The organism is Thermoanaerobacter sp. RKWS2, assembly GCF_026240795.1.
GTDB lineage: Bacteria > Bacillota > Thermoanaerobacteria > Thermoanaerobacterales > Thermoanaerobacteraceae > Thermoanaerobacter > Thermoanaerobacter ethanolicus.
In genome coordinates, this window is record NZ_CP110888.1 from 1,821,147 (window position 1) to 1,837,048 (window position 15,902).

Consider the following 15,902-nt stretch of genomic DNA (forward strand, 5'->3'; position numbering starts at 1 on the left):
CAATATCACTAAGCAGTCTATAAGCATTTCTTCATTTAGAATAAGGGGATTTACGGTTCTGTTGATTTAACCATAATCCCAGCCAAGGATAACGAAAGTAATGATTACTATTGTGTATAACATGTTGTAATTTATGTTATCAATTTAAAACTGTAAAGTCAAGAACCTTTTTGTATCTCCCTCAAATAGGTATAGACATATTTACCACTTAGAGAATAATTACAAAAACATTGAAGAAGAAAACACATAAAAAGAATAGAGCTGCCTCCTTGGGCAACAGGGGCAAAATATTACCATTCCTGCATAAACATCAAAAAATAAAAATCCCGGCATCTATACAATGCCGGAAAATCTTCATATTATTGGTGGGGTTAACAGGGATCGAACCTGTGACCTCTACGATGTGAGCGTAGCGCTCTGACCAGCTGAGCTATAACCCCACTTTCTATATTTTTATTATATACATCTCTCTAAAATATGTCAATCACAAATTTTTTAATACAAAGAAGGACTTTAAACGTTTTAATAGAATTTATAATATAAAACCACTTACTTGCATAATAACATATACTATATAGTAAAAATCACCAAATAAGAATATCATTTTATAAAAAGAGGGATATCATGAATGACTTATTATCATTGAGATGCATAAACATTACTTTGAGCGAAATTCTTAGCGACGAATACCTTTCCCTCATGAAGTGGGAAATAGAAAAAATTTTACAAATTAACTTGATACAACATATTCTAAAATATGAAGACGATACTGAATGGTTTATTCTTCTAAATGGAATAGAAAAAAACTTTCGACTTTGGCTGACAATTTTCCAAGACTCTTATGAACCAGTTAATAGAATTATAATTAATGAACTTTCTGTGTCTTTTGAAAAAGAAATTGACAAAAAAGAACTAGAAAAACAAATTATAAAAACTGTTTCTGAGTTTTTACGCGATATTGGTGTCATTTCAGTATATTCTAATAATACATCTTTGCCTTGGGAAGAATTAGGATTTATGCTAGAAGAAAATAAATTATATTTTAGTTTAAAATAAAACCCCTCAAAAGAGGGATTTTATTTTGCTAATTCATATATAGCGTGAGCATAAATTTTTGCATTTAATATCAAATCTTCAATTTCTATATATTCATCCGCTTGATGTGCTAACTCTGGCTTGCCTGGAAAAACAGGCCCAAATGCTACTGTGTTAGGCATCTCTTTCGCATAAGTTCCTCCACCTATTGCTAAAAGCTCTGCTTTCTGTCCCGTCTGTTCTTCATAAACTTTGCTCAAAGTTTTTATCAAAGGATGGTCTGGTGGGAAATACAAAGGTGGTTGATGGAGCATGTCTTCTATTCTCATCCCATTAGTTTTGATTTTTTCTTCAAAAATATTCATCCAATCCTCATATTTATATTTTACAGGATATCGAATATTTAATCCTAATACTCCTTTGTTTTCATCTAATTGAATAGTACCAACGTTAAAAGTCAATTCTCCTGTTTCATCTTTTAAGTATATCCCAAAAGTTTTTCCATCTGTTTCCATTCCCACATTTGTAGCAAAGAAATGTATAAAATCTTTGACATCGCTATCCTCTAAATCTATTCTGTCAAGGAAGAGAAATAGCTGCATTATAGCATTTTTCCCTAAGTGTGGAAGGCTGCCATGAGCCGAAACCCCTACTGATTTGATTACAAGCATTTCGTCTTTTTCTTCAGCCTTCAAATTGTAACCAGTCTCTTTTATGAAGGCTTCTAACTTATCTTGAATTTCTTTCTTCTTATTTGCCTCTTTTACCTCTAATCCAGCTTCACAATAGCCTGGTACTACATTAGGCCTTTCTCCACCTTTGATGTATTTTATAACAATGTTGCTGGACTTTTTATTAAAGTCTTTTACCACATTAAACATTGTTATTCCTTTTTCTGCATATATAATTGGATATTGAGCATCAGGAGTAAAGCCCATTGTAGGAGCTTCATCGTGTTTTAAATAATAAGCAATCTCGTGAGAACCTGTCTCTTCATTTGTTCCAAATAAAATTCTCACTCTTTTAGAAAGCTTTAACCCAGCGTCTTTTATAGCCTTTAGCCCGTATAAAGCAGCAATTATAGGGCCCTTATCATCTACAGTACCTCTCCCATATATCTTTCCATCATGTATTTCAGCACCATAAGGTGGATAAGTCCACCCATCACCTTCTGGAACTACATCTAAATGTCCCAAAACTCCTATCATTTCTTCTCCTTCGCCGTATTCTGCATACCCTACATAGCCATCCACGTTTTTAGTCCTAAAGCCTAAACTTTGTGCAATCTCTAAAGCTTTGTCCAATGCCTTAGCAACACCTTCTCCATAAGGCATTCCTGGTTTCGGTTCATCTTGTACGCTTTTTATCTTGACTAACTCTTGAACAGATTTTATAATGTCATCTCTCATATTGTCTATGTAGGAATTTAAATCCATAAAAATCCCCCCAATAATTTGGTAATCACATCTCTATTATATACCTTTACTTAAATGTTTTCAATATTTTTCTATCTGCTTCCTATTTTCTTACCTATAACATTCCAAAAGGAAGGGGTTTCAAAGCCAATCCTCCACACACATATGCCATGTAAATTATACCTTTTAGCAACTTCTATCTTCTCAGCTAAAGTGGCAGAGTTTTCAAACCATACCTCTCTCGTTATTCCCGTGTTTTTGTCATAATAGACATAATAAGGCTCTTGGTATTGGTCGCTCCACTTTATTTGAATTCCTTGAATTTGTGCTTTTGTAAGTATTTCTTTTGTAGGGCGAGAGAAACCACCACTTTTACTTGCAGGCCAATCATATCCATAAGTAGCTACTCCTAAACATATTTGTTCAGGTTTAAAACCTTCATTTAGTGCATCTTTGACGTTGTACTCCACCCACTGCTCAGGAGAAACAGGTCCCGGCGGTGAAGAAGCATTATGCCTATCATAGGTCATCAAGGTGACATGGTCCACTAAAGGCGCTAATTCGTGATAGTCGTATATACCTGATATTTCTTTAGGTACCTGATAATGAGGTATAACGGAAATGTCAAGAATTTTACCTTCTTTTTTGATAAGCGGTCTTATTTTGCTTATAAAAGCCGTAAGATAATCTTTGTCCTGAACATAATTTTTAGTTCCATGAGGAATAAACTCAAAATCTATGTTGTAACCGTCAAAATCATGTTTTTTTAATAAAGCCATTAATTGAGAAATAGCCTTTTCTCGGATATTTGGATCCAAAAGAATTTCATCTTTGCTGTTAGCCACATTAACAAGAGGAACTACTTTTATCCCTTGTTTTTTCGCATAATCCAGCACTTGAGGGTTTGTAGAATCTTTTACTGTCCCGTCTCCTTCTACAGTAAGCCACAAGGGAGAAAGTGTATCAATATATCTTGAATATTTTACCAATGATTGATATGAATTATCTGGGCCAGCAGAATCAACATAAAATCCTACTACTTGAAGTTTTTTTACTCCTATCTTACTAAAAGGTTTGAAAAAGGGTTTTTGAGCTGTACTTTTACATCCGCTCAAAGATATTGATATGGTTAATAGCAAAATTATCAAGATTGATATCAATCTCAATTTTTTCCACATAAAAAGATATAACCTCCTCATTTTTATGATTCGGTTATATCTTTTGATAAAAAATAAATTTTATGTATAAAAATATTTTATTTTCAGTTTGGTGGAGATAAGGGGATTCGAACCCCTGACCTCATGCATGCGAGGCATGCGCTCTCCCTACTGAGCTATATCCCCATGTAACCCATATAAAAAAATGGTGGGGTTAACAGGGATCGAACCTGTGACCTCTACGATGTCAACGTAGCGCTCTGACCAGCTGAGCTATAACCCCACTTCTTGCTTTTTTATTATACAATTTTAATAAAAGGTTGTCAATATTTACGCTTTCTATATATAAGCTTTGAGCACCTTGCAATTGCCCTCTATTGTATAACTTGGAATAGAAGCAGGTATTAATACAGTTTCTCCTGCCTTTAATTCAACAGTACCTTCATAATAGTCAATTTTACAATTTCCTTCTACAGCTGTTAAAGTGTTAAATTTTCCTTCTGTATCTATTTTTACTTCTTCATTTATTTCAATTATACTTACCTGAAAATATGGAGATTTAACAACATGAGATATGCGTCCGCCTTGTATTCCTTTAAATTCAGGTATTATTTTATCTGTTTTTAAATTAAAATCTATAACATCTAATGCTTTTTCTATATGTAACTTCCTTTTCCTCCCGAATTCATCTACTCTATTGTAATCATATACTCTATAGGTGAGGTCTGAATTTTGTTGAATTTCACAAATAAGTATGCCTTCACCTATAGCATGCACCATCCCTGAAGGTATGTAAACCACATCTCCTGGCTTTACTTCTATTTCTTTTAAACATTCTTCTAATCTTTCTTCCTCCAATAGCCTTTTAAATTCTTCTTTTGTAGTTCCTTCCTTTAAACCACATACAAGTTTAGCCCCTGGTTTTGCATCTATTATATACCACATCTCTGTTTTTCCAGAATCGCCATTTTCGTATTTAAAAGCATATTCATCATCTGGATGAACTTGGACAGAAAGTTTGTCTTGTGCATCAATTATTTTGATAAGTAAAGGAAATCTCTCATAATTTACCCCTTTACCGTATATATCCTCAAAAAATTTGTAGGCTATATCACTTAGTTTTTGGCCATTAAATTCTCCACCTTCAATTACACTAACAGCTGTTCTATTGTCAGATATTGTCCACAATTCTCCAATTTTTTTACCCTCGGGAATATCAAATCCAAATTTATCTCTTAATGCAGTACCTCCCCATATTCTCTCCATAAAAATAGGCTTAAATTTTAAAGGTTTCATCAACTATCAGCTCCTTTTTCAATTATTTTAAAAGAGGATAAACAAGGTTATCCTCTTTTAAAAAATTATTCAGCTATTTCTAGTGCAATTTTCACCATGTCCATAAAAGTCTTTTGCCTTTCTTCAGCTGTCGTTGCTTCTCCGGTAACCAAGCTATCGCTCACTGTCAATATTGTAAGAGCATCTACATTGTACTTAGCAGCCAAAGTATATAGTCCTGCAGTTTCCATTTCTACTGCCAAAACACCAAACTTCGCCCATAGTTTCCAACTGTCTGGGTCATCATTATAAAAAGTATCCGTTGTAAGAATATTTCCTACTTTAGGTTGTATTCCTAACTCCATTGCTTTATCATAGGCTTTTTTCAATAATTTAAAACTTGCTGTAGGAGCATAATCCATGCCATTAAATCTAATCTTATTTATTGCAGAGTCTGTTGAAGAGCTCATGGCAATTACTATATCTCTGAGTTTGATATCTGGCTGCAAAGAACCACAAGTACCTATTCTTATAAGATTTTTCACGTTGTAACTGGTTATAAGCTCATTTACATAAATAGATAAAGAAGGTACTCCCATGCCTGTCCCTTGAACTGACACTCTTTTCCCTTTATAATATCCTGTAAAACCATACATTCCTCTAACTTCATTGTAACATTTTACATCTTCAAGAAAATTTTCTGCTATGTATTTAGCCCTTAAAGGATCTCCTGGCAATAACACTGTTTGAGCGATTTCGTTTTCTTTAGCACCAATATGTATGCTCATCTGAATCTCTCCTTCTATAATAGTTTTGCCCATATATAATATTAGCAAAAAACAGCTTTTAAATCAAACAAAAATTTATGGACCAAACAATTTTTTAATTTTGTATAAATAAAAAATAAAAAATACCACAAAATCATGGTATTTTAAATGCATGTGAGCAAGTCTATAAGCCGAGTTCTGTCGAGGATGGCCATCTATCTAGGGGGTCAGTTGCCTGACACCTCTAGCGGCATAACCCGAGGGAAACGGCGGGCCACCTACTCCCTCCTATTCGCCTTGCTCCAGGTGGGGTTTGCAGAGCAGACCAGTCGCCTGGTCCCTGGTGAGCTCTTACCTCACCTTTCCACCCTTACCTGGCACTAAACAAGTTGAGTGCCAGGCGGTATATCTCTGTTGCACTTTCCTTGGAGTCGCCTCCACCGGGTGTTACCCGGCACCCTGCCCTGTGGAGCTCGGACTTTCCTCGTGCGAAATCGCACGCGGCCATCCGACTTACTCACATGCGTTATTTCATATATATTTTTCTAATATCAGTCGAGTATATATTATCATATATATCTGTTTTTGTCAACCTAATTATAGATACATAAAAGGATCTTTTTGACTTTCACTAATTAATACTTCTATTTCGTGTCCCTGTTTCTGAGTTTCATCGATTATATATTCTGCAATAAACCTGACTGCAATATTCTCCGTAGCAAAATGTCCAGCATCAATTAAAGCCAATCCGAGGTGTTGGGCTTCTACTGCATCGTGATAGCCAATATCTGCTGTTATTAAAACATCCGCTCCTTTAGAAACAGCTTTGTGAATAAGACTTGCACCGCTTCCACCACATACAGCCACTTTTCTGATCTTTTTATTTAGGTCTCCTACCACTCTTAAATTATTAATTTTAAGTTTTGCTTTTACTTGTAAAGCTAATTCTTGCAAAGTAGTTTCTGAAATAATTCCAATTCTTCCAAGCCCATATTCTTCTTTAACATTTTCCAAAGAATAAATATCATAAGCAACCTCTTCATAGGGATGAACATTCAGCATTGCAGTTACCACTTTTTCTAAATATCTCTGAGGTACTATAGTTTCTATCTTTACTTCTTCTGTTTTTTCTAGTTTCCCTGTTTCACCAATGAATGGGTTTGTTCCTTCTAAAGGTCTATAAGTTCCAATGCCTCGCGCCTGAAAAGTAGCATCACTATAATTCCCAACAAAACCAGCGCCTGCACTGCACATAGCATTTCTTACCACTTCTTCATATCCTTGTGGCACATAAACTGCAATTTTTTTATATCCTTCGGAATAAGTGACATCCAAAACTTCCCTATCGTATATTCCTAAGACATTACACAAAATATCATTCACCCCATTTGGAGCTATATCAAAAGAGGTATGGGCTGCATAAAGCGAGATATCATTTTTAATAAGTTGTATTAACAATGAGCCCACTGGATTATCAGCTCTGACATTTTTTATTGGCTTAAAAATTAACGGATGATGAGTTACAATCATATCTACTTTTTTGTCAACCGCTTCTTTAATTACTTCAGAAGTAGCATCCAAAGCTACTAAAACTTTTGAGATATCTTTAGAACCATCTCCTATTAATAATCCCACGTTATCCCACTCTTCAGCAAATTTACGCGGTGCAAGTTTATCCATTATGGAAGCTATTACTTGGCATTTCAAGCCCATTTATCAACACCTCGAATTTCTTTACTTTTTCCTCTAATTGCTTACGCTTTTCATTGGTTTCAGGAAGTTTATTTATGATTTTCTTCATTTTGTCGATTTTATACTGCAAAAATTCTTTTAACAGTGGATGTTTTTTTTGTATGAGTTTTTCCCCTACTTGATAATATATGTCATTTTTGACTTTTTGTCTACCATGTTCTGCTACTATTATTTCATAATATTTTTGATTTTCCTTCACTAATTCCTCATCACAAATTTTATATCCATTTTCTATTAAGTATTTCCTCAAATATGTTGAATCTCTCATAGGTTGAAGTATAAATTTCTTAATAGTTTTTGCAGTATCTTTTCCTTCCTCTAATATTTTTGTAATCAAAATTCCTCCCATACCTGCAATGACAACTACGTCTACTTCCCCTGGAGATAAAACATTAAGACCATTCCCTAACCTTGTGTCTATCAAAGATTGCAAATTTCGCTTCTGAACTTCTTTTACAGCTTTATTTAAGGAACCTTTATTTAAATCTGAAGCAACGACATAGGTAGCTATTTTGTTTTCAATAAGGTAAACAGGAATAAAACCATGGTCAGTACCTATGTCTGCAACTTTTGACCCATGAGGAATATATTCAGCAATTTTCCCTAATCGCTCTGTAAGTTTCATGTAATCCTCCTAAAAGTATAAAAAAATAAAAAAGCATTTAAAGCTAAATGCTTTTTTATCAAAATGGTGGGCCTTCAGGGATTTGAACCCCGGACCAATCGGTTATGAGCCGACCGCTCTGCCAGCTGAGCTAAAGGCCCAAAAAGTGGCTCCTCAGGTAGGATTCGAACCTACAACCTACCGGTTAACAGCCGGTTGCTCTACCCTTGAGCTACTGAGGAATACAATAATAATTATACAGATTTTTGCCCCATTGTCAAGAAGCTTATTTAATCAAGGAAATCTTTTAATTTTTTGCTTCTGCTGGGATGCCTCAATTTTCTTAATGCTTTTGCCTCAATTTGTCTTATGCGTTCTCTTGTAACATTAAACTCTTTTCCTACTTCCTCTAAAGTTCTTGCTCGGCCGTCATCAAGGCCAAATCTAAGTCTTAGTACTTTCTCTTCCCTTGGCGTTAGAGTATCAAGAACATCCATCAATTGTTCTTTTAGCATTGTAAAAGCAGCAGCTTCTGCTGGAGCTGGTGCATCTTCATCGGGTATAAAATCTCCTAAGTGGCTGTCTTCCTCTTCCCCAATAGGAGTTTCTAAAGATACAGGTTCTTGCGCTATTTTCATTATCTCTCTTACTTTTTCTTCTGGCATACCCATCTCTTTTGCCAACTCTTCAGGGGTAGGTTCGCGACCTAATTCCTGCAGCAATTGCCTTTGAACTCTTATCAATTTGTTGATAGTTTCTACCATGTGTACAGGGATTCTTATGGTTCTTGCTTGGTCTGCAATAGCTCTTGTGATAGCCTGTCTTATCCACCATGTGGCATAAGTACTGAATTTGTAGCCTTTTCTATAGTCAAATTTTTCAACTGCTTTGAGTAACCCTAAATTTCCCTCTTGTATCAAATCTAAGAAAAGCATTCCTCTTCCTACGTATCTTTTTGCTATGCTTACAACCAATCTTAAATTGGCTTCTATAAGTCTTTTTTTAGCTTCTTCGTCTCCTTGTTCGATTCTTTTTGCCAATTCAATCTCTTCTTCAGGAGTGAGAAGAGGAATCTTGCCTATCTCCTTCAAATACATTCTCACAGGGTCATCTATACTGATTCCTTCAGGAAGAGAAAGGTCTAAGTCTAAATCTTCTTCAGTTATTTCTTCCTGACGAGGTTCTTCCCCAACAATTTCAATTCCCATGTCTTCAAAAGCATCATATACCTTCTCAATTTGGTCAGGATTTAAATCAATATCTTCTAAAGAATCCATTATCTCATTGTAGGTGAGCATCCCAGTTTTTTTCCTTTATTGATAAGTTCTGTAATGGCTTCTTTAGACAATTCTTCGTTGTTCATAGGTTTCCCCTCCCTATGGGTTTCTTTCTTTTTAGCCATTTTTTATCTTTAGCATCTCCTTTTCACAATTTTGTAATTCTATTAAAAGTTGCCTTTCTTTATCTATATCCCCCAACATATGAGCTTCATTGATGGCTCTTTTAATCTTTTCTCTTTTAACTGCCAAACTGTTAATGAGAATCTTGTTTATAATATCATCAATAGCTTGTTCAGTAATATTTTCACTCTCGTAAAAAGCTTTAATAATATCGTTAAAATCAGATATGAGATTTTCGTCTTGTAATAAATAAACAATATCATTTATTTGAGTTTTTTTCCCATCCTCCAACCTTGACATTATTTCTTCAAAAATTGGCTTTAATTTAACATTCTCCAGCATATCGGCAGTAATTGTTTCTTTCACCCTTTTGTAAAGATTATTATCATACAGTAGCAATGCAATTAAGTACTTTTCTGGTGATATTTTACTACTGCTACTGTATATATTATGCCTTATCTTGCCAGCCATATACATATTTTTTTGATTTTTTTCAATTTCCCTATTGACAAAACGAGCAACCTCTGTTCTCACTGCATTCTCAGATATTTGAGCAACTTTAGCCACTGAAGAAATATAGACTTCCCTTTTCACTTCATCAGAAAGTTTTGCAATATCTTTTGCAATTTTTTTAACATATATTATTCTATCTTGAGGGTTATCAAGGTCGAGATTTTTTCTATATACCTTTGCTTTAAACTCAATTAAACTATCGGCATTTTCTATTAATTGATTAAATGCTTCTACTCCTTCTTTTTTTATAAACTCATCAGGGTCTTTCCCATAAGGAATAGTCAGTACTTTTATATTTAAATTCAATTCATCAAGAATGTCAAGTCCTCTTAATGCGGCACTAATACCAGCTTCATCCGCATCATAAGCAATTACAACATTTCCTTTATACCTTTTTATGAGTCTTGCTTGGTCCCCTGTCAAAGCGGTTCCTAAAGATGCTACAGCACAATCTATTCCAGCTTGGTGTAAGGAAATAGCGTCCATGTATCCTTCTACAATAATAAATTTGTCTTGTTGAGTTTTTTAGCAAAATTTATTGCAAATAGCGTTTTGCCTTTTTTAAAGACCTCTGTCTCCGGAGTGTTTAAGTATTTAGGCAAACTATCATCAATAGAGCGGCCTCCAAAACCTATAACATTACCCTTTACATCTATAATAGGAAACATTACTCTATTTCTAAACCTGTCGTAATAGCGGTTATTTTTTTGAGACAAAAGTCCCGCCTTTACCAGAAAACTTTCTGTATAGCCTTTTTCCTTTAAAAAATTTAAAAGTCCATTTCCTTGAGGTGGTGAATAACCTATTCCAAATTTTTTTATCGTTGCTTCTGTCAAACCTCTTTTTCTTATATAAGCTAAAGCCTGTCTACCTTCTTCAGAAAAAAGCTTATTATAAAAATACATAGCTGCTAATTTATTTATTTTATATATTTCGTCAATAAGCTTCTTTCTTCGGTACTCCTGATCACTTAGTTGGCTTTCTTCAAGAGTTATTCCCACTCTATCTGCTAAAAATTCAATTGCTTCTTTAAAAGTCAAATTTTCAATATCCATTATAAAAGTAACAACATTTCCACTGGCATTACAGCCAAAACAGTGATAAACCTGTTTTTCTTGACTGACCATAAAAGATGGGGTTTTTTCTCTATGAAAAGGACACAGACCTTTAAATTCTTTTCCCGCTTTTTTTAGTTCTACATACTCTGATATAACATCTACTATGTCATTTGCTTCTATGACTTTTTCAATCATTTCTCTTGAGTAAGCCATCAATATCACCTAATTATTCTATTCGACAAAAATTGTTAAATTCCTCTTTACCAAATTAATTTATTAGTAGCGACCAATATATATTCGACAAAAGATTTAAAAATCCTTCTTTGGTTTTATTAAATTTTTATTAAAATCAAAAAATATTTTGCTCAAACCAAGGACTGGGCAAAAAAATCTCTTTGTATTTTAAAAGAGCATATTTGTCTGTCATACCAGCAATATAATCAGCAACAGCTCTTTCTCTTCCATAAATCTCAGCAAGTTTTATAAATTCTTGAGGCATCTTGTCAATATTGTCATAAAAGTAATAAAACAATTGCTCTACTACTCTTTTGGCTTTTTCCTCATCTTTTTTAGCTTTTGACCCAATATAAACTTTTTTGAATAAAAAATCCCTCAAGCTATAAGTAGCCTCATAAATCTCTTTACTCATTGAAACTCTTGGCTTCCCTAAGCTATTATTTATAACATCTTTTACCATTGTATCTATTCTCTTACTATGCTTAGCTCCCAAAATTCCTATTAAATCTTTTGGCAAATCCTCCGGCTTTAAAACTTTTCCCCTTATTGCATCATCTATATCATGATTAATGTATGCTATTTTATCAGAAATTTGTACTACTTGTCCCTCTAAAGTCTGAGGATTTCCTGCGGTAGAGTGGTTACATATGCCATCCTTAACTTCCCAAGTCAAATTAAGACCCTTTCCATCATTTTCTAAAACCTCAACCACTCTAATGCTTTGTTCATTATGTCTAAAGCCATCTTTTAAAAGTCTATTTAAAACTTCCTCACCAGAATGGCCAAAAGGAGTATGTCCTAAATCATGACCTAAAGCAATAGCTTCTGTCAAATCTTCGTTTAACCTCAAAGCTCTTGCAATTGTTCTTGCGATCTGAGCTACTTCTAAAGTATGAGTTAGCCTTGTTCTATAATGGTCACCTTCTGGAGAAATAAAGACTTGTGTTTTATGGCTCAATCTTCTAAAAGCTTTGCTATGAATAATCCTGTCTCTATCTCTTTGAAATTCTGTCCTTATATCGCATTTTTCCTCTTCTTTATCCCTGCCGCGAGTTTCACGGCTTTTTGTCGCATAAGGAGAAAGCAGCTGATATTCTAATTCCTCTGTAATTTCTCTAATTTTCATTTGACCACCCAGCCTTTTTTATTTGTGGTGGTAAAAATAAAAACCCATAAAGGGTTTTTTCATTTCTAAATGCACTGTCTTTTTTATTTAGCCATCATTATAGTCAATACCATAGACAAAATTATAAACAACGCCGCCGCTATAGTTGTAAGCCTTTCTAATGTCCCCTCCATAGTTCGAGCTTTATTTTTCCCAAAAAATGTTTCTGCTCCTCCTGCAATTACACCAGAAATACCTGCACTTTTGCCCTTTTGTAAAAGTATAACTACTATCAAGAAAATGCTAACCAAAATTTGTATAACCATAAGTACAGTTTTTAGCATATTTACACCGCCTTATCTCTAATTTTTGCTCTGTCAAAAACACAATACCACATACTATATTATATCATAATGTATCTCTTAATCAAGAGGTTTAATTAAAAAGTGTGTGTCAAAAGTTAATAGTTGCCCGCCTCCGCCATCCTTGGCTTCGGCCCCGCTTCCGTCTTTCGGTCTCGCTAAGTTTCCCGGCACTCAACTGAACGGGCTGGTCCTTTCTCTTATTCTCCTTTTTTAACATTTTCGGTTGAGTGCCGGGCTGTCAAGTCGCTTCTCTTGTGCAAAATGTCAGCAATATTACCTAACTTATAATTTTACACGGACTATTAAAAAAGGGAACCCATTTGGATCCCCTTTTAATTACTTTTTTACATTGTAAAAAGCATTTTTGCCAAGATATTGAGCTGTGCTTCCTAAAGCTTCTTCAATTCTTAAAAGCTGATTATATTTTACGACTCTGTCAGTTCTTGCAGGTGCTCCAGTTTTAATTTGCCCTGCATTTACTCCAACTACAAGGTCTGCAATTGTTGAATCTTCTGTCTCTCCTGAGCGGTGAGACACAACAGCTGTATATCCTGCTCTTTTTGCCATTTCAATAGCATCAAGAGTTTCTGTTAAAGTTCCTATTTGATTGAGTTTTATAAGGATTGAATTTGCTACTCCCATGCTTATACCTTTTGAAAGTCTTTGAGTATTCGTTACAAATAAGTCGTCTCCTACAAGCTGTATCTTCTTGCCTAATCTTTCAGTCAATAGTTTCCATCCATTCCAGTCTTCTTCTGCAAGACCGTCTTCAATAGAGACAATAGGATATTTGTTAACAAGTTGTTCCCAAAAATCTACCATTTCTTCGGGGGTTCTTACAATTCCTTCTCCTTCAAAATGATATTTCCCATCCTCTTTATAAAGCTCTGTTGAAGCAGGATCTAATGCTAATACTATATCTTCTCCTGGCACATATCCCGCTTTTTCTATAGCTTCCAATATGACTTGTATAGCTTCTTCATTTGAGGTAAGGTTGGGAGCAAAACCTCCTTCATCACCAACTGTTGTACTTAACCCTTTAGAATGTAACACGTTTTTCAAATTGTGATAAACTTCTGAACACATTCTTAATGCTTCACGGAAGTTTGGAGCACCAACAGGCATTATCATAAACTCTTGTATATCTACATTGTTATCAGCGTGTTTTCCACCGTTTAATATGTTCATCATTGGCACAGGAAGAGTTTTTGCATTTACTCCACCAATGTATTGATACAAAGGTAAACCACATTCCTCAGCTGCTGCCTTTGCCACTGCCAAAGATACCCCTAAGATAGCATTTGCTCCTAATTTGCTCTTATTGGGAGTTCCATCTAGTTCAATCATCGCTTTGTCAATTGCTACTTGGTCTTGTGCTTCCATGCCAATTAGCTCAGGAGCAATAATGTCATTGACATTTTGAACAGCTTTTAGCACTCCTTTTCCCAAATATCTTGATTTATCTCCATCTCGTAACTCAACTGCTTCAAAAGCTCCTGTAGAAGCCCCTGAAGGCACAGCAGCTCTTCCTACGGCACCGCTATCTAACTCTACCTCTACTTCAACTGTGGGATTTCCACGGGAGTCAAGTATTTCTCTTGCAAAAATATCAATTATTGATGACATGACAATTTCTCCTTTCTTTTTAAATTTTATTTTAAATTTTATCTTCTTCCAATGATTAAAGATTTTCCCGTCATCTCTTTAGGAACTGGTAGTTTCATTATGTCCAAAATTGTAGGAGCAATGTCAGCCAGTATCCCATCTTTTCTTAAATCAATATCTCCCTCACCTATAACAATAAATGGAACTGGGTTTATAGTATGAGCTGTCTGTGGCTCTTTTGTCACAGGGTCAATCATCTCTTCCGCATTGCCATGGTCAGCTGTTATAATTATTGTCCCTCCTACACTTTGAACAGCATTTACTATTCTTCCAAGGCACTCATCTATTGCTTCAATCGCTTTTATTGCAGCATTTAAAACTCCTGTATGCCCTACCATATCAGGATTTGCAAAGTTTAAAAGAATAAAGCCATATTGATCTGACATAATCTTAGGTATTACAGTATCTGTAACCTCATAAGCGCTCATTTCTGGCTTTAGGTCGTAAGTAGCTACTTTAGGCGAAGGAACTAAAATTCTTTCTTCTCCTTCATTTGGCTCTTCTACGCCACCGTTGAAGAAGAAAGTCACATGGGCGTATTTTTCTGTTTCTGCAATTCTAAGCTGTTTAATCCCTTTTTTACTTAAGTATTCACCAAGAGTATTCTCCAGTCTTTCTGGCTTATACGCCACATGTATGTTTTCAAAGGTTTCATCATATTGCGTCATAGACACAAAGAATACAGGCAAATACCCTTTTTCTCTTTCAAAATGGTTAAATACCTCGTCAATAAAAGCTCTGGTAAGTTGCCTTGCTCTGTCAGGTCTAAAATTGAAGAATATTATAGAATCCCCCGTTTCTACCGTAGCAACTGGCTTTCCATTTTCTAAAATTACCGTTGGTTCTACAAACTCGTCAGTTTGGTCTTTTGAATAAGCTATATCTATTGCTTCCATTGGTGAATTAGCATAAACACCTTTTCCCAACACTATTGCATCATAAGCCTTTTTAGTTCTATCCCATCTTTTGTCTCTATCCATTGCATAATATCTTCCAGAAATCGTTGCAATTTTTCCTATGCCAATCCTGTTTGACTCTTCTTCAAACTGCTTTATATATTCCTTTGCACAAGCGGGTGGAACATCTCTTCCATCTAAGAAAGCATGAATATATATTTCTTTTAACCCATGTTCTTTTGCCAATTTCATTAAAGCAAATAAATGAGTTATGTGGCTGTGAACCCCTCCATCTGACAAAAGGCCAAAAAGATGTAGTTTTGAGTTGTTTTTCTTTACATTTTCTATCGCATCTAAAAATTCTTTTTTCTTAAAAAAGGTACCTTCTTTTATATCTTTACTAATTCTCGTAAGTTCTTGATATACTATTCTTCCCGCTCCAATATTTAAGTGCCCTACTTCTGAGTTTCCCATTTGTCCCTCAGGAAGTCCTACTGCAAGGCCACTGGCGGAAAGAATCGTATGGGGATAGTTTTTAAAGTAAAAATCTAAATTTGGAGTATTAGCTTGATATACTGCATTTCCTTCTTTTTTGTCTGATAGTCCAAACCCATCCAGTATAACTAGCATGGTTAATTTTTCAGGCATATAATCCTCT

General features: G+C 34.9%; 11 protein-coding genes, 5 tRNA genes, 1 other RNA gene and 2 pseudogenes. 1 reads left to right on the forward strand and 18 read right to left on the reverse strand.

The window, feature by feature from the left end; all coding sequences use genetic code 11:
• Positions 1–363: 363 nt before the first annotated feature.
• Positions 364–440: transfer RNA gene (locus OEI98_RS09685), tRNA-Val, on the reverse strand.
• 184 nt (positions 441–624) lie between these two features.
• Here OEI98_RS09685 and OEI98_RS09690 point away from each other — a divergent pair.
• The gene (locus tag OEI98_RS09690) at positions 625–1,056 is read left to right on the forward strand and encodes a hypothetical protein (protein WP_003870186.1); all 432 of its coding nucleotides are present in this window, start codon (positions 625–627) and stop codon (positions 1,054–1,056) included.
• Between the two features lie 20 nt (positions 1,057–1,076).
• On the opposite strand, the gene pepV is transcribed toward OEI98_RS09690, so the two are convergent.
• From pepV to gpmI, 17 genes and pseudogenes are all read right to left on the reverse strand, one after another.
• Complete coding sequence (pepV, locus tag OEI98_RS09695; protein WP_003870187.1) at positions 1,077–2,471, reverse strand: dipeptidase PepV; 1,395 nt, start codon at positions 2,469–2,471, stop codon at positions 1,077–1,079.
• 71 nt (positions 2,472–2,542) lie between these two features.
• Positions 2,543–3,628 (reverse strand): glycosyl hydrolase family 18 protein, encoded by a 1,086-nt coding sequence (locus tag OEI98_RS09700; RefSeq protein WP_266037531.1) that lies wholly within the window; start codon positions 3,626–3,628, stop codon positions 2,543–2,545.
• Between the two features lie 89 nt (positions 3,629–3,717).
• Positions 3,718–3,793 (reverse strand) — tRNA-Ala (locus tag OEI98_RS09705).
• A 20-nt stretch (positions 3,794–3,813) separates the two neighbouring features.
• A tRNA-Val gene (locus OEI98_RS09710) sits at positions 3,814–3,890 on the reverse strand.
• A 56-nt stretch (positions 3,891–3,946) separates the two neighbouring features.
• Positions 3,947–4,903 (reverse strand): mannose-6-phosphate isomerase, class I, encoded by a 957-nt coding sequence (gene manA, locus OEI98_RS09715; protein WP_006569979.1) that lies wholly within the window; start codon positions 4,901–4,903, stop codon positions 3,947–3,949.
• A gap of 65 nt (positions 4,904–4,968) precedes the next feature.
• The gene (gene deoD, locus OEI98_RS09720; RefSeq protein ID WP_003870190.1) at positions 4,969–5,670 is read right to left on the reverse strand and encodes a purine-nucleoside phosphorylase; all 702 of its coding nucleotides are present in this window, start codon (positions 5,668–5,670) and stop codon (positions 4,969–4,971) included.
• Between the two features lie 150 nt (positions 5,671–5,820).
• Positions 5,821–6,169: RNase P RNA component class A (gene rnpB, locus OEI98_RS09725), an RNA gene on the reverse strand.
• A 77-nt stretch (positions 6,170–6,246) separates the two neighbouring features.
• Positions 6,247–7,362 (reverse strand): Nif3-like dinuclear metal center hexameric protein, encoded by a 1,116-nt coding sequence (locus OEI98_RS09730; protein ID WP_003870191.1) that lies wholly within the window; start codon positions 7,360–7,362, stop codon positions 6,247–6,249.
• The gene (locus tag OEI98_RS09735; protein WP_003870192.1) at positions 7,322–8,026 is read right to left on the reverse strand and encodes a tRNA (adenine(22)-N(1))-methyltransferase; all 705 of its coding nucleotides are present in this window, start codon (positions 8,024–8,026) and stop codon (positions 7,322–7,324) included. Before OEI98_RS09735 ends, OEI98_RS09730 begins: the two co-directional genes overlap by 41 nt.
• A gap of 64 nt (positions 8,027–8,090) precedes the next feature.
• Positions 8,091–8,166, reverse strand: a tRNA-Ile gene (locus tag OEI98_RS09740).
• Positions 8,167–8,172: 6 nt separating this feature from the next.
• Positions 8,173–8,247, reverse strand: a tRNA-Asn gene (locus OEI98_RS09745).
• A 48-nt stretch (positions 8,248–8,295) separates the two neighbouring features.
• A pseudogene (gene rpoD, locus OEI98_RS09750) lies at positions 8,296–9,368 on the reverse strand (RNA polymerase sigma factor RpoD).
• Positions 9,369–9,399: 31 nt separating this feature from the next.
• Positions 9,400–11,189, reverse strand: a pseudogene (gene dnaG / locus OEI98_RS15110) (DNA primase).
• 136 nt (positions 11,190–11,325) lie between these two features.
• A complete protein-coding gene (locus OEI98_RS09770; protein ID WP_266037548.1) occupies positions 11,326–12,339 on the reverse strand; it encodes a deoxyguanosinetriphosphate triphosphohydrolase in 1,014 nt (337 codons plus the stop codon).
• Between the two features lie 83 nt (positions 12,340–12,422).
• The gene (gene secG / locus OEI98_RS09775) at positions 12,423–12,662 is read right to left on the reverse strand and encodes a preprotein translocase subunit SecG (RefSeq protein WP_003870195.1); all 240 of its coding nucleotides are present in this window, start codon (positions 12,660–12,662) and stop codon (positions 12,423–12,425) included.
• Between the two features lie 357 nt (positions 12,663–13,019).
• Positions 13,020–14,309, reverse strand: a complete 1,290-nt coding sequence (gene eno / locus OEI98_RS09780; protein ID WP_003870196.1) for a phosphopyruvate hydratase — start codon at positions 14,307–14,309, stop codon at positions 13,020–13,022.
• Between the two features lie 38 nt (positions 14,310–14,347).
• Positions 14,348–15,892, reverse strand: coding sequence for a 2,3-bisphosphoglycerate-independent phosphoglycerate mutase (gene gpmI / locus OEI98_RS09785; protein ID WP_004402121.1), 1,545 nt, complete (start codon positions 15,890–15,892; stop codon positions 14,348–14,350).
• Positions 15,893–15,902: the final 10 nt, after the last annotated feature.

Bases quoted from the DNA above. Each gene is read 5' to 3' on its own strand.
- eno (WP_003870196.1), bottom strand. From the start codon at position 14,309: ATGTCATCAATAATTGATATTTTTGCAAGAGAAATACTTGACTCCCGT.
- OEI98_RS09700 (WP_266037531.1), bottom strand. From the start codon at position 3,628: ATGTGGAAAAAATTGAGATTGATATCAATCTTGATAATTTTGCTATTA.
- gpmI (WP_004402121.1), bottom strand. From the start codon at position 15,892: ATGCCTGAAAAATTAACCATGCTAGTTATACTGGATGGGTTTGGACTA.
- OEI98_RS09770 (WP_266037548.1), bottom strand. From the start codon at position 12,339: ATGAAAATTAGAGAAATTACAGAGGAATTAGAATATCAGCTGCTTTCT.
- OEI98_RS09690 (WP_003870186.1), top strand. From the start codon at position 625: ATGAATGACTTATTATCATTGAGATGCATAAACATTACTTTGAGCGAA.
- manA (WP_006569979.1), bottom strand. From the start codon at position 4,903: ATGAAACCTTTAAAATTTAAGCCTATTTTTATGGAGAGAATATGGGGA.
- pepV (WP_003870187.1), bottom strand. From the start codon at position 2,471: ATGGATTTAAATTCCTACATAGACAATATGAGAGATGACATTATAAAA.
- deoD (WP_003870190.1), bottom strand. From the start codon at position 5,670: ATGAGCATACATATTGGTGCTAAAGAAAACGAAATCGCTCAAACAGTG.
- secG (WP_003870195.1), bottom strand. From the start codon at position 12,662: ATGCTAAAAACTGTACTTATGGTTATACAAATTTTGGTTAGCATTTTC.
- OEI98_RS09735 (WP_003870192.1), bottom strand. From the start codon at position 8,026: ATGAAACTTACAGAGCGATTAGGGAAAATTGCTGAATATATTCCTCAT.
- OEI98_RS09730 (WP_003870191.1), bottom strand. From the start codon at position 7,362: ATGGGCTTGAAATGCCAAGTAATAGCTTCCATAATGGATAAACTTGCA.